Raw genomic sequence first — 12,619 nt, forward strand, 5'->3', positions numbered from 1 at the left:
CCTGCCCAGCGAGTACCGACCGATCATGAACACACGATTCCGAGCATTGTGCACGAGCGTGGTCCTGCTGGGCTCCGGGGCCGCCGCGCTCGGGCAGGCGTCGCCCGATCGCGTGGTCATCGATGCCGAGCTTGAACGCACGCTGGTGACAGACGTCCGCTTCGAGCCCGGCCGACTGGTCTACTCGACCGCGGGCAGGCAGGTCAGCACGCCGCTGGACGGCTCGGTGGTGGCGCTCATGGAGCCAAGCGGTATCGCGCCGCGCCCGCGAGACAGCTGGATCGAGTTGATCGACGGTCAGCGATTCGTGGGCATGCCGGTCTTCCTCTCCACCGCGCAGGCAGAGGAATTCGCGCTCGCCAGCGGCGAGGTGGGCATGGCATGGAGCACGCCGCTGCTGGGCAACCTCCGCGTACCACTGGATGCGCTCCGCCGTGTGGTGCTGAGGGAGGCAGCCACGCCCGCCGAGTTCGACGAACTCAACGACGTGCTCGTTCTCTCCAATGGCGATCGCACGCGCGGGCTGCTCGAGCGTGTGTGGCCCGACGTGGTGCTCGACGTCGATGGGCAATCACGCTCGTTCGAGCTCAACGAAGTGGCATCTATCACGCTGGCAAACCCTGGTGAGGAGCCCGTCGGCTCGCGGGTCTGGCTCAGCGACGGGTCGATCGTGGCGGTCGATGCGCTCGAGACGGTCCCAGACGGCGTGGCGATCGATCTGGCGGCGCCGGTGGGCACCCCGGACCAGACCCTGGCGCCCTTGACCATGAACGAAGTGCTCGCCGTGGCGTTCGAGAGCGGCGGCGTGGTTCCCTTGGCTGCCCTGGGCCCGCCCCGCTGGGATCCAAGCGCGTCGTGGACGCTGCCGCCGGTCATGGGCGACCCGGATCGGCAGTTGCTCGGCTCGGCGGCCATCGAATTGATCGGGCCCGTGACGGCGTCTTGGAGCATTCCCTCGGACGTTCGGCGCGTGGCCATCCGCGCCCGGCTGCGGGAGGATTGCCAGGTCTGGGGCGACTGTGAAGTCACCGTGAGCGTGGGTGGCGCGGTGGCCTTCACCGAGCGGCTGCACGGCGAGTCTCCCCAAGCCAGATTCATGATCGATCTGCCTTCTGGCGAAGCACCTATCGGCGTGCTGGAAATCCGCGTGGCCGAGGGGCTGGGCGGGTCGATCCAGGACCGAGTCATGCTGGACGGGTTCCTGCTGCTGTCCAGCGATTCGAACTGAATTCGTGACTTGGCGGTCCGATGGTGCGGTCTGGCGCGTATTTTGCGCCGGTTACTGGCCAAACCTCGATCCTGGTGTACCTTGCACATAGAGGAGTGACTGGCGGGTGTGTGCGCCCCGCCGCGTTGGCGCGTTCTGCGAGCGCTCGCCGTCGCATGGGTTCGCCGTGCGATCTCCGGCAAGTCTGACGCGCATCGGGAGGTAGGAATGGCTCGCCCATTGGCAACAACGGTGTTCGGTGCGGTTGCATTGGCGGCCACCGCCGCGCACGGCCAGGTCGACCCTGGCGACGTAGGCATCCGGACCATCGCCGCCGACGAGACGGCCAGCGTCGCGCTGAAGGCGTTTTCGCGCCGGGGAGAAGAGATCATCCATCGCGATGAGCGCTCCATCCTGGTCGATCAGGCGTTCCAGAGCATCGGTCCGCTGCTCGGCGGTCCGGATATCGTCGAAGCCAAGTGGAGCGAGATCCGCGGCGACGGCTTGAACGTCCTCCAGTTCGAGTTTCGTTCACGCGACGGCAGCCCGCTCGTCCCGGCCGACCACCTGATCGGCGGCGAAGAAGCTGAGTTCATCGGCTGGGAGATCGGCCGGAGCGATCCGATCGAGTTCCTCGACTTCACCGGCGACATCACCGTGACCGAGTACAAGGTTTTCGTGAGCGAGAACGGCGGCATCGACTTCACGGTGTACGACCTGACCAGTTCGTTCCTGAACCCGTGGGACGGCGTCGATTTCGGTCGCACCATTCCGCTGCGGACGCCCGGCGGCCCGGTCGAGTACAACCTGATGATCGTGGAATACGAGTACACCTACACGGTGCCGGCGCCTGCCTCGATGGCGTTGCTCGGCGGCTTCGGCCTGATGGGCATGCGCCGCCGGCGATAGGGCGATCCGCCAAGCCGACGGAGATCTATACTGGGCCATGTGCTTGAAGCGCGTGGCCCTTTTCTTGTTCGTTTCGCTCCTGATGGCCGGCAGCGTCCTGGCGCAGCGCGCCGAACTCGAGCTCTCCCAGGAGGGCTGGCAGGCCGCCCAGGCGAGCGAGCCGATCGACGCCGACGAGGCATACATCCGCGAGGCATGGGCGACCCTGCTCGAGGGGCGACCGGGCCGGGCCAAGAAGCTGCTCAACGAATGGCTGCGAGAAAATCGTGGGACGGGAAACCAGTGGATTCCACTGGCGTTGCTGGTCCGCGGCGACGCCAAGGTGGCCCTCGACGACGAGTACGATGCGCTTTATGACTACGAGGAGATCGCCCGCAACTATGCGGGCAGCCCCGAGTTCGTGAAGGCTGCCGAACGCGAGATGGCCATCGCGATCGACTACATCGAAGGTAAGCGGCGAAAGTTCCTGGGCCTGCGCATCAGTGGCGCTCGGCGCGACGGCGAGGAGTTGCTGGTGCGCATCGCCGAACGCCTGCCGGGCAGCCAGCTGGCCGAGCGGGCGATGCTCGAGCTGGGCGCCCACTACCGGCGCACCGGCGAGTTCGAGCTCGCTCGGGAGGTCTACGGCATCTTCCTGGAGGCGTTCCCGACCTCGACGTTCTATCGCGCCGCATTGCTGGCACGCATCGAAGCCACTTTTGCGCAGTACAACGGCCCGCAGTACGACGGCTCGGGGCTCATCGAGACCGAAGAGTTGCTGGACGTCTACGAGGCGAAGTATCCCGGCGACTTGGAAGTGCAGGCCGAACTCGATGCCCTGCGCGTGCGGATCGACGAGAGCCAGGGGCAGCAACTGTTGCAGATGGCCGAGGTATACCTGCTGCGAGGCGAGAAGGCGTCGGCCCGCTACGTGCTGCGGCGGCTCTTGCGTGACCATCCACGGACCACCGCTGCACAAGATGCGTTGGAAGTGCTTCGCCAGCGGGGATGGCTGCGAGAAGGAGACCGACCGTGAGGATGCGCCGGGCATGGCGGCTTGGCACCCTGATCGCAGCGGCAGCCGGAGCGCTCGCCGGATGTGCGAGCGATCCGACGAGCGGGTACAGCTTCTCGTCCAGCTACGACGCTCGCGTGCGCAGCGTCGCGGTCGAGGTGTTCCAGAACCAGACGTTCCATCCCGGGCTCGAATCGGACCTGACCACCGCCGTCATCCGTCGCGTGCAATCGGACACGCCGTGGGACGTCACGGGTGGCGACACGGCCCAGACGACGCTGACCGGCGTGATCCGCGACGTCCAGATCGGGAGGCTGACCCAGGACACCCAGGGCGGCATCACCCAGCAGGCATCCGTGCGGCTCACAGTCGATTTCACCTGGCGCAGCAACGTCACCGGCCGTGAGCTGGCCAGGCGATCGGGGCTGGCGGTGACCGAGTCGTTCATTCCCGCGGCGGGCGAACCCCTGGAAGTTGGTCTCTCGGCCGCGGCCGACGAGATGGCGGGCGCCATCCTGGAAGCCATGCGTTCGGTGTGGTAGCGATCCCGAGGCCGGTTCGCGGCGTATCAGCCTGATGGAATGCACCGCTGGCGGCCGCGGTTTGATACCCCGGAAACCCCAATAACCGGCGGCGCCGGCAGGTCGGTCTCTAGGATGGGTGCCACGCGGGCCGATGCTCGTGAGAGCGATCGTCCAACGACGGCCGCTGGAATGCCTCGATGCCGACCCTTCGCGGAGAATGCATGCGTCGATTTGCGATGAGCCAGAATGACCAAGACCCCAACCAGGCCCCCAAGGGTTCGGGCGGTGGTCCCGGGGGCAAGCGGCCCGGTCAGCCCCCCACCGGGCCCGCCATGCCGCAAGGTCGGATGATGATCCTCGTCGTCGCGATGGTGCTGCTCGCGGTGATGATCATGCTGATGTTCCAGACCGGGCGCGGCGAGGCCATCACGCTCGAGCAGTTCTACAGCCTGTACGACGCGGGCCAGATCGACGAAGAGAGCGTCGTCATCTCGGATGGCGCCGTCCGTGCCGTTCGGCTGGATGGCCCCGACAGCGCCGACCGGACGGCCGTGCGCATCGATCTCAACGCCGCGACGCGCCAGACCATCAGCGATCAGGTCATTGTCAAGACCGGGGGCAAGGCCCAGACACAACCCAGCAGCAACTGGCCGATCTACCTGATGCTCGGCCTGCCGATCGTGCTGTTCGTGTTCCTGATCTTCATGTTCCTGCGCAGCCTGCGCGGGGCCGCGGGCGGAGCGGGCATGCTGGGCAGCTTCGGCAAGAGCCGGCACAAGGTCTTCAACAAGGAAATGACCGGCGTGACGTTCAAGGACGTCGCGGGCATCGACGAGGCCAAGGACGAGGTCTCGGAGATCATCGAGTTCCTCAAGACGCCAAAGAAGTTCACCAAGTTGGGCGGGCGCATCCCGCGCGGCGTGCTGCTCAACGGGCCTCCGGGCTGCGGCAAGACGTTGCTGGCCAAGGCCATCGCGGGCGAGGCCGACGTGCCGTTCTTCTCGATCTCGGGCTCGGACTTCGTGGAGATGTTCGTGGGCGTGGGCGCCAGCCGCGTGCGTGACCTGTTCAAGCAGGCCAAGGACAACGCGCCGTGCCTGATCTTTCTGGACGAGATCGATGCCGTCGGCCGTCGTCGCGGCGGCGGCTACAGCACCGGCGGGCACGACGAGCGCGAGCAGACCCTCAACGCCATCCTGGTCGAGATGGACGGCTTCAACGCCACCGACGGCGTGATCGTCATCGCCGCGACCAACCGGGCCGACGTGCTCGACCCGGCGCTCGTGCGCCCGGGCCGCTTCGATCGCCAGATTTCGGTCAGCTTGCCCGACCTGAAGGGCCGCCTTCAGATCCTCAGCGTGCACGCCAAGAAGGTGAAGCTGGGGCCGGACGTCGACCTGGAGAAGATCGCCCGCGGCACGCCGATGTTCAGCGGCGCCGACCTGGCGGCCATCGTGAACGAGGCGGCCATCATGGCCACGATGGAAGACAAGGACTTCGTCGAGCACGAGGATCTGGAAGAGGCGCGCGACAAGGTGAAGTTCGGCCGCGCAGGCAAGAGCCGCGTTCGAGAGAAGGACGAGAACAAGCTCGTCGCGTACCACGAGGCCGGACACGCCGTGCTGCAAGCGTTGCTGCCCCACGGCGACCCGCTGCACAAGGTGACGATCATCCCACGCGGCGGCATGGGTGGGGCGACCTTCAGCCTGCCCGAGAAGGACCGCATGGGCTACGGGCTCAAGTGGATCAACACAACGCTCAAGGTCATGTGCGGCGGGCGCATCGCCGAGGCGCGCGCGATGGGCGACATGTCCAGCGGCGCGGCCCAGGACATCGCCCAGGCCACGCAACTGGCGCGCACCATGGTGACCGAATGGGGCATGAGCGACAAGCTCGGCTTCCTGCGGTATACCGGCAGCGACACGCGCGAGAGCTTCGTGCCCGACAAGGACTACAGCGATCGCACGGCCGACATGATCGACCAGGAGGTCCGCCGGATCGTCGACGAGGCTTACGCCGAGGCTCATCGCGTGCTGGACGAGAACTGGTCGAAGGTCGAGGCCGTGGCCGAGTCGCTCCTCAAGCACGAGACGCTCACGGCCGAAGAGGTCCACCTGCTGATCAGCGGCGGATCGCTCAACAAGCCCTCGGTTTCCGACCTTCTGCTGGCCGATCGCGATCGCAAGCCCAAGGCCAGCCAACCCCGAGCCGACGACGACGAGGGCCCGGAGATGGCCGGCGGGATGTCGCCCAGCCCGGCCTGAGGCTGTTCTTTCAACGTGGCCCGGGCGCGAGCCCGGGTTTTTCGTGCGCTGACGAGGCTTGGAAGAGAGCCCACGCTTGCACCAGGGCCTCGTCCCCACGGAGGTCTGGCTGCCAAGATGACACCTCGTTCACGCGGGGCCGGGCGGCTGGCACCGCACCACCCCCGCTACCGAGGCCCTGGCGGGGGTCTCGCGGATCTCGCCTCCGGGCACGCGGCTTGTAAGCAGCAGGGCGTGAAGCCCTCGGCTCCCATCCCGAACACGCCCGGCAACGGCTCGGCCCAGGGCCCGGCCCGGCTGAACCTGCTGCTGAGCGACGCCAGCCGGCCCGACCAGTCGTGGGCCGATCGGCTGCCGCCGCTGCTGGCGCCCATGGGCGTCCGAACCGTGCGGGCCCACAGCGGGCGGGAGGCCTCGGAGGTCATCCGGGCCACGCCCATCCACATGGCCGTGGTCGACCTGGCCCTGCCGCTGGATACGGGATCGGCCGAGGACGGCGGGCTGCGGCTGCTGGAGCTCTTGAGTCGCAGCGAGCACCGGCCGCCGACGATCGTGATCCGCCGGGCGAGGACGGCCCGGGAAGCCAGCCGCGAGTCGATGCGGGCGCTGCTCGCCGACGCGTTCGCGGTGGTCGATCGTCCGAGCCACCACCGAGACGTCGAACTGCTGTTGGAGGTGCTGCGCCGCGTCCTGGCGCGTCACTATCGGGGGCAATGGCCCGGAGCGTCGCCCGACGCAACATGAGAACCACCGGCACGTGCCGGGAGCCGAACGCCGTGGAGGGCGGGGCGGCTTCCGGGGCGGGGCCCGTTTCAGGATCGATTCGCAAGACCCAACCCAGTGCCCGTTGCGATCGGGCCTTTCGCAGAGGAGCGTTTGAACGATGGCCGCCACGAAAACACGCAAGAAGCTGAACATCCGCCCGCTGCACGACAAGATCATCGTCCGCCGCGACGAGGCCGAGAGCGTCACCGCCTCGGGCATCTTCCTGCCCGAGAGCAGCAAGGACCGCCCCAAGACCGGCGTGATCGAGGCCGTCGGCGACGGCGCGCTCAACACCGAGACCGGCGAGCGCGTGCCGCTGGAGCTCAAGAAGGGCGACCGCATCATCTTCAGCAGCTACTCGGGTACCGAGGTCAAGCTCGACGGCGACGAGTTGCTGATCATGACCGAGAGCGACGTGCTGGCGGTGCTCGAGGGCTGAGTCGCCTCAAGGCTGGAGCGCGCATGACTGCCTACGAGATGGCTGCATACCTGGATAGCCTGCCAAACAGCGGGATCGTCGAGTTCGACCTCGATGCGGACACCTATTACGTTGCCGCATCCGACGCCAGCTATGAGGCCGTCAGTGACAACACGCTTCGCGTCAATGGTCGCACGGGATACGGCACGCTCGCACTCTCACGATCGAGCATGCTGATCGACGCTGACGAAGTCCGGTATATCCGGCATATCGAGGAGATCCCGTCTTGACCACCGACGAGCTGCGCGCAGCGCTCAAGGAACTCACCGGCGGGCGTGACGCCACGTTCGCCTTCCACCATACCGGCGAGCAGGGCGCCCTGCTGCTGGTGCCAAACGCGATGCTCGTGCCCGAGGAGGGCGACCACATGGTCAAGGTCACCGACGGCCAGAGCATCGCCATCATCGACGCACAGAGCGTGGCATGGGTGCGGATCGGTCCGCCCCAGTTGAATAAGTAGTACGAATCGCAACGCCCGGGCCGACGCCCGCGGGCACGACGAGCACACAACCGGCCCACACGGCCGCGAACGAACTTTGGGAGTGTGAACCATGGCTGCGAAAGACATCGCATACGACAACGACGCACGCGAGCGGATCCTCCGCGGCGTGCAGAAACTCGCCCAGGCCGTCAAGGTCACCCTGGGCCCCTCGGGCCGCGTGGTGGCGATCCAGAAGTCCTTCGGCGCCCCCACCGTCACCAAGGACGGCGTGACGGTCGCCAAGGAGATCGAGCTCGAAGATCCCTACGAGAACATGGGCGCCCAGATGGTCAAGAGCGTGGCTTCCAAGGCCTCCAAGGACGCCGGCGACGGCACCACCACCGCCACCATCTACGCCGAGGCCATCTATAGCGAGGGCCTGAAGAACATCACCGCCGGCGCCAACGCCAACGAGGTGAAGCGCGGCATCGAGAAGGCCGTCGACGCCATCGTCGCCGAGCTCCAGAGCATGTCCAAGAAGGTCTCTTCCAGCAAGGAGATCGCCCAGGTGGGCACGTGCAGCGCCAACCAGGACGCCGAGATCGGCGACATCATCGCCAAGGCGATGGACAAGGTCGGCAAGGACGGCGTCATCACCGTCGAAGAGGGCAAGAGCCTGGACACCGAGGTCGAGCTGGTCGAGGGCATGCAGTTCGACAAGGGCTACCTGAGCCCCCACTTCGTCACCGACGCGGCCAACATGGAGTGCGTGCTCGAGGACTGCTACGTCCTGATCCACGAGAAGAAGCTCAGCAGCGCCAAGGACCTGGTGCCAATCCTGGGCAAGGTCGCCGAGAGCGGCAAGAGCCTGCTGATCATCGCCGAGGACGTCGACAGCGACGCCCTGGCCATGCTCGTGGTCAACAAGCTGCGGGGCGTCCTGAAGGTCGCCGCCGTCAAGGCCCCGGGCTTCGGTGACCGCCGCAAGGCCATGCTCGAGGACATCGGCATCCTGACCGGCGGCACCGCCGTGATGGAAGAGCTTGCCATCGACATGGAGAAGCTCGAGCTGCGCGAGCTGGGCCGGGCCAAGAAGGTCGTGATCGACAAGGACAACACGACCATCATCGAGGGCGCCGGCAAGAGCGCCGACATCAAGGGCCGGATCGACATGATCCGCCACCAGATCGACGCGGCCAGCAGCGACTACGACCGCGAGAAGCTCGAGGAGCGCCTGGCCAAGCTGGCCGGCGGCGTCGCCCAGATCAACGTCGGGGCGGCCACCGAGGTCGAGATGAAGGAGAAGAAGGCCCGCGTCGAGGACGCCCTGCACGCCTGCCGGGCGGCCGTCGAAGAGGGCATCCTGCCCGGCGGCGGCACGGCCGTGCTCCGCGCCCGCAAGAAGCTGGACGCCCTGCGCAAGAAGGCCGGCGGCGACGAGGGCCTGGGCGTCGACATCGTGTGGCGGGCCCTGAGCGCCCCGATCAAGCAGATCGCCAGGAACTGCGACCTGGAGGGCTCGCTCATCGCCAGCAAGGTCGAGGAGAGCAGCGACGCGAGCTTCGGCTTCAACGCGCTCACCCGCGAGTACGGCGACCTGGTGAAGATGGGCGTGATCGTGCCGACCAAGGTCGAGCGCGTGGCCCTGGAGAACGCCGCGAGCGTCGCCGGCCTGCTGCTGACCACCGAGGCCGCGGTGGTGGAGCGCAAGGAGAAGAAGGCGAAGGTGCCGATGGCGGGTGGGGATGATTTTGATTATTGATTGAGACGCAGTACTTGTGTTCACAAGGGCAGCTTCGGCTGCCCTTGTTTTTGCGCTACAGTCGCCCCTGCGCGTGGGGAGAAGCCTTTGAGCCGCGAATACATCATCTACACGGATGAGTCCAGCAGCGATGGTTCATTGTTCAGCAACTTCTATGGCGGCGTGCTCTGTCGCTCGCATGATCTCGAGCGCGTCACCGCCATGCTCGATGCGAAACGGTCCGAACTCAACCTCCTGGGCGAGATCAAATGGACGAAGGTTTCGGCGGCGTACCGCGAACGGTACATCGAGTTCGCCAACTGCTTCATGGACCTGGTCTCTCAGGACTTTCTGAAGGTCCGGATCATGTTCACGCAGAACCTCTATCGCGCGACCGGCCTGACCAAAGAGCACCAGATGAACCGGTACTGGATCCTGTATTACCAGTTTCTCAAGCACGCGTTCGGTTTGCAGTATTCCAACCTTGCATCGGATCCCATCCGGCTCCGCCTGCTGATCGATCAGATGCCAGGCACCATCCAACAGAAACGCACGTTCAAGAACTACATCACTCGCCTGTCCGATCAGCCCGAGTTCCGCCGAGCCGGGATCCACTTCGCCAATGAACAGATCGGCGAAGTCCGTTCCCACGACCACGTCATCCTTCAGGGGCTCGACGTCATCCTGGGGAGCATGCACTTCCGGCTCAACAAGTTGCACCTAGCCAAGCCCGAGGGCCAGCTACGCAGGGGGAACCGAACCCTGGCCAAGGAGGCCGTCTACAAGTCGATCAATACGCGGATCCAGCAGATCCGCCCACACTTCAATGTCGGGATCACGACCGGAACGGATGGAGATGTCCGCAATCGATGGCACCAGCCATACCGCCATTGGAGGTTCTTGTCCAAGCAGCGTGAACGCGAAGAGGGCTTGAAATGAGAGAACCCCACGGTCGCTACTAATGCCTCTCGCAATACGAGAGGTTTCGCAACGCGCAGGGCTCCTCAAGTATGATATCGTCAGAAGTCGAAAGCGTCAAGAGAAAATCACGCTCAAACTACGGATGATCCCCAATCCATCATCAAGGCCCGGACGGCGGCAGGATTGCCGCGGCGTAGCTGGCCCCGATCGCACAACAGGTGTTGAGTGACGCGAGTCCAGTCAAACGGTTTGCCTTCATAAGCGCCTCCTTTCCGGCATCAAAATGATGCCTGACGATCTCGCAGACGTACTGCAGACAGATCACAGAGAACGCGATCAGGCCAAACCACACCGTGGGTCCTACCGACGACGACAGTTCTGCCGCCGCTCGGGTCCTGTACGAAACTCTACACCCCTCACGCCACCCCACCCCCCTCGAACACCCGTCCCAGCCCCACACCCCCCACCACGCACGCCGCGGCCAGGGCGAGTTGGGCCAGCACGCCGTGCGCGAGCATGGGCAGCACGCACATCGCCAGGCCGGCGACGAGGATGGCCGGGCGCTCGGCCTTCTTGCCGTAGATGAATAGGGCCATGCCCACCAGGCCGACCAGGAGGGCGACGGTGATTTCGAGGGGCGACGGCGCGTCGAAGAGGGGCATGCCTTAGGTATCGGCAACCGGAGGGCCCGGGATCGGCGGGTTGTCCCTAATGCACAAGCCGCTCTGGTCCCGTGGCAGAGCGGCTTGCGACTGTGGAATAGGAACTGTGGCGCTGAGTACGGACGCCTGCCCGGGGTATCGGGCCGTTGAGGCCGCGGCTTGAAAGCGAATTGTCCACCCCGATGAAATGGACAAGGGCCGCTTCCCCATCTGGAAAAAGAAGCGGCCCCGCCATTCGGGAAATGTACTTGGGCGCTATGCCAACGAAGAACGCCCGTGCACCTGCTATCGGGCGTTCCGGTCGGCCCCTTGAACGGAATTCAGCTCGCCGAGCCGGCGCGGAGCTGGTCGAGGGTTGCCTCGTCGAGCCCCAGGTACTCGTACATGTGCTGGTCGTACATCTGGGCGTCCTTGTCCTGGCTGAGGTCCAGGCGGAGCTCGTTAATGACCTTCGTCCCCTGGCCGATCCAGGCGTCCCAGGTCTCCTTGCTGATGTTCTCGTAGATCCACTGGCCGATGGGGCCCTTGAAGGGGGGCCGCGGGAGCTGGTGGCCCCGCTTGCCGGTGCGCTGGCAGAGGAAGTCGCCCTCTTCGAGCTCTTCGGCGGTTGGCTTCTTCTCCTGCACCTCGGGCACGGGCGCGCCGAGCTTCTCGAGCATGCCCTTCATGGCGGTGGCGGGCATGCGGTCGCCGCGCTCGGTGGCGCTCTTGTAACCGGTGGTCAGGAGCTCGGTGGCTTCCTCGGTCTGCCCTGCCTCGATGAGCTGCTCGCCGGCGAGTTGGTACGCCTTGCTCATGGCGGGGTTGAGCTCGATGCAGCGCATGTAGCTGGCGGCGGCGTCTTCGTGCCTGCCGGCCTGGGCGTAGGCGTTGGCCAGCGAGAAGTGGGCCATGTCGTTGTCGGGGTCCTCCCGCGACATGTTCTCGAACTGGGCGATGCGGGTTTCAAGATCCATGATGCCTCCTGCGGTTACGCGGGCCCGCAGGCCCGAGGGGCATCGTACGGGTTGGGGCAGGGAGAGGCATCGGGCAATGGGCACAGTCGCGGGCACACTTGCGGAACCTTCCGCGTCGACCGAGGCTTCAACCTACCCCATCTTCTCCCGCTTCTCCCTCGCCGCAGGAGGGCTCGGCCCGACGAGGCGAAGCTCCCACGGGCTCGCCACCGAGGCGTCAAGACGGGTCACGCCGAGCCCCGCGAGGCGGAAGGCCCCGCTGGCGAAGCGATAGATAAGACAGCGGCGGCCAGGCTCTCCCTAAGTACCCGACCGCCGCTGGTTATAGTGAAATCTGGAGCGTCCGGGCGGTCACGTCCGCGCGTTGGAAGCCGAGCCCGCGCTCGACGCGGGCGGGGTGTCGCCGGCCGACCGGTTGTTGCCCGTGTGCGTGCCGCTCTTGCCGGCGCGCTGCTCGTCCTCGGCCGGCAGGGTGTCCGGATCGGTCCAGGTCCCCTGCTCGAGATCGGGCGTGCGGTCTGGTTTGCGGTCCGGTTTGCGGTCTGGCGTGTCGTTGCGGTCGGCCATGGCGGTCCTCCCCTCGGTTGCGGCTGCCAAAGCTGGTCTTGTCAACTTCAGAATGATGCGTGGCGTGCGCGCAGGGGCGATGAACCCCCGCTGAATCTCGTCTCATAATGAGATTTCCCATCCCCAACGCCGGAAACCCGCGTCCAACGGCGTTCGTGGCGGCGGGCTTTTGTGGTATGCTGTGCGAGTCCGGGCCTTGTTCGAGGCCCG

At 66.0% G+C, this 12,619-nt stretch carries 14 protein-coding genes; 11 read left to right on the forward strand and 3 right to left on the reverse strand.

The window, feature by feature from the left end; translation table 11 throughout:
* The first annotated feature begins 25 nt into the window (after positions 1-25).
* The 11 genes from RIE32_06115 to RIE32_06165 all read left to right on the forward strand — a co-directional run bounded on the left by RIE32_06115 (position 26) and on the right by RIE32_06165 (position 10,242).
* Positions 26-1,228, forward strand: a complete 1,203-nt coding sequence (locus RIE32_06115) for a hypothetical protein (GenBank protein MEQ9095822.1) — start codon at positions 26-28, stop codon at positions 1,226-1,228.
* A 207-nt stretch (positions 1,229-1,435) separates the two neighbouring features.
* Entirely contained in the window at positions 1,436-2,116 is a 681-nt protein-coding gene (locus RIE32_06120) for a hypothetical protein (GenBank protein ID MEQ9095823.1), read from the forward strand.
* A gap of 37 nt (positions 2,117-2,153) precedes the next feature.
* Positions 2,154-3,131: a tetratricopeptide repeat protein gene (locus RIE32_06125; protein ID MEQ9095824.1), complete on the forward strand. Its 978-nt coding sequence runs from the start codon at positions 2,154-2,156 to the stop codon at positions 3,129-3,131.
* Between the two features lie 2 nt (positions 3,132-3,133).
* Positions 3,134-3,652 carry an LPS assembly lipoprotein LptE gene (lptE, locus tag RIE32_06130; GenBank protein MEQ9095825.1) on the forward strand — a complete coding sequence of 173 codons (519 nt, stop codon included), beginning with the start codon at positions 3,134-3,136 and terminating at the stop codon, positions 3,650-3,652.
* A 203-nt stretch (positions 3,653-3,855) separates the two neighbouring features.
* The gene (gene ftsH, locus RIE32_06135; protein MEQ9095826.1) at positions 3,856-5,898 is read left to right on the forward strand and encodes an ATP-dependent zinc metalloprotease FtsH; all 2,043 of its coding nucleotides are present in this window, start codon (positions 3,856-3,858) and stop codon (positions 5,896-5,898) included.
* A 234-nt stretch (positions 5,899-6,132) separates the two neighbouring features.
* Positions 6,133-6,642 (forward strand): hypothetical protein, encoded by a 510-nt coding sequence (locus RIE32_06140; GenBank protein MEQ9095827.1) that lies wholly within the window; start codon positions 6,133-6,135, stop codon positions 6,640-6,642.
* Between the two features lie 139 nt (positions 6,643-6,781).
* Positions 6,782-7,102, forward strand: a complete 321-nt coding sequence (locus tag RIE32_06145) for a co-chaperone GroES (protein MEQ9095828.1) — start codon at positions 6,782-6,784, stop codon at positions 7,100-7,102.
* A 23-nt stretch (positions 7,103-7,125) separates the two neighbouring features.
* A complete protein-coding gene (locus tag RIE32_06150; GenBank protein MEQ9095829.1) occupies positions 7,126-7,371 on the forward strand; it encodes a hypothetical protein in 246 nt (81 codons plus the stop codon).
* On the forward strand, positions 7,368-7,601 hold the full coding sequence (locus tag RIE32_06155; protein ID MEQ9095830.1) for a hypothetical protein: 234 nt from the start codon (positions 7,368-7,370) through the stop codon (positions 7,599-7,601). Before RIE32_06150 ends, RIE32_06155 begins: the two co-directional genes overlap by 4 nt.
* Positions 7,602-7,692: 91 nt before the next feature.
* On the forward strand, positions 7,693-9,324 hold the full coding sequence (gene groL / locus RIE32_06160; protein ID MEQ9095831.1) for a chaperonin GroEL: 1,632 nt from the start codon (positions 7,693-7,695) through the stop codon (positions 9,322-9,324).
* An 87-nt stretch (positions 9,325-9,411) separates the two neighbouring features.
* Complete coding sequence (locus RIE32_06165) at positions 9,412-10,242, forward strand: hypothetical protein (GenBank protein MEQ9095832.1); 831 nt, start codon at positions 9,412-9,414, stop codon at positions 10,240-10,242.
* Between the two features lie 398 nt (positions 10,243-10,640).
* Here the strand turns inward: RIE32_06165 and RIE32_06170 are convergent, their stop codons facing one another.
* From RIE32_06170 to RIE32_06180, 3 genes are all read right to left on the reverse strand, one after another.
* On the reverse strand, positions 10,641-10,886 hold the full coding sequence (locus RIE32_06170) for a hypothetical protein (GenBank protein MEQ9095833.1): 246 nt from the start codon (positions 10,884-10,886) through the stop codon (positions 10,641-10,643).
* A 320-nt stretch (positions 10,887-11,206) separates the two neighbouring features.
* Positions 11,207-11,842, reverse strand: coding sequence for a Fe(2+)-trafficking protein (locus tag RIE32_06175; protein MEQ9095834.1), 636 nt, complete (start codon positions 11,840-11,842; stop codon positions 11,207-11,209).
* Between the two features lie 351 nt (positions 11,843-12,193).
* Positions 12,194-12,409 (reverse strand): hypothetical protein, encoded by a 216-nt coding sequence (locus tag RIE32_06180; protein MEQ9095835.1) that lies wholly within the window; start codon positions 12,407-12,409, stop codon positions 12,194-12,196.
* Positions 12,410-12,619 lie beyond the last annotated feature (210 nt).

The sequence above is a fragment of the Phycisphaerales bacterium genome, assembly GCA_040221175.1.
Taxonomy (GTDB): domain Bacteria; phylum Planctomycetota; class Phycisphaerae; order Phycisphaerales; family UBA1924; genus JAHCJI01.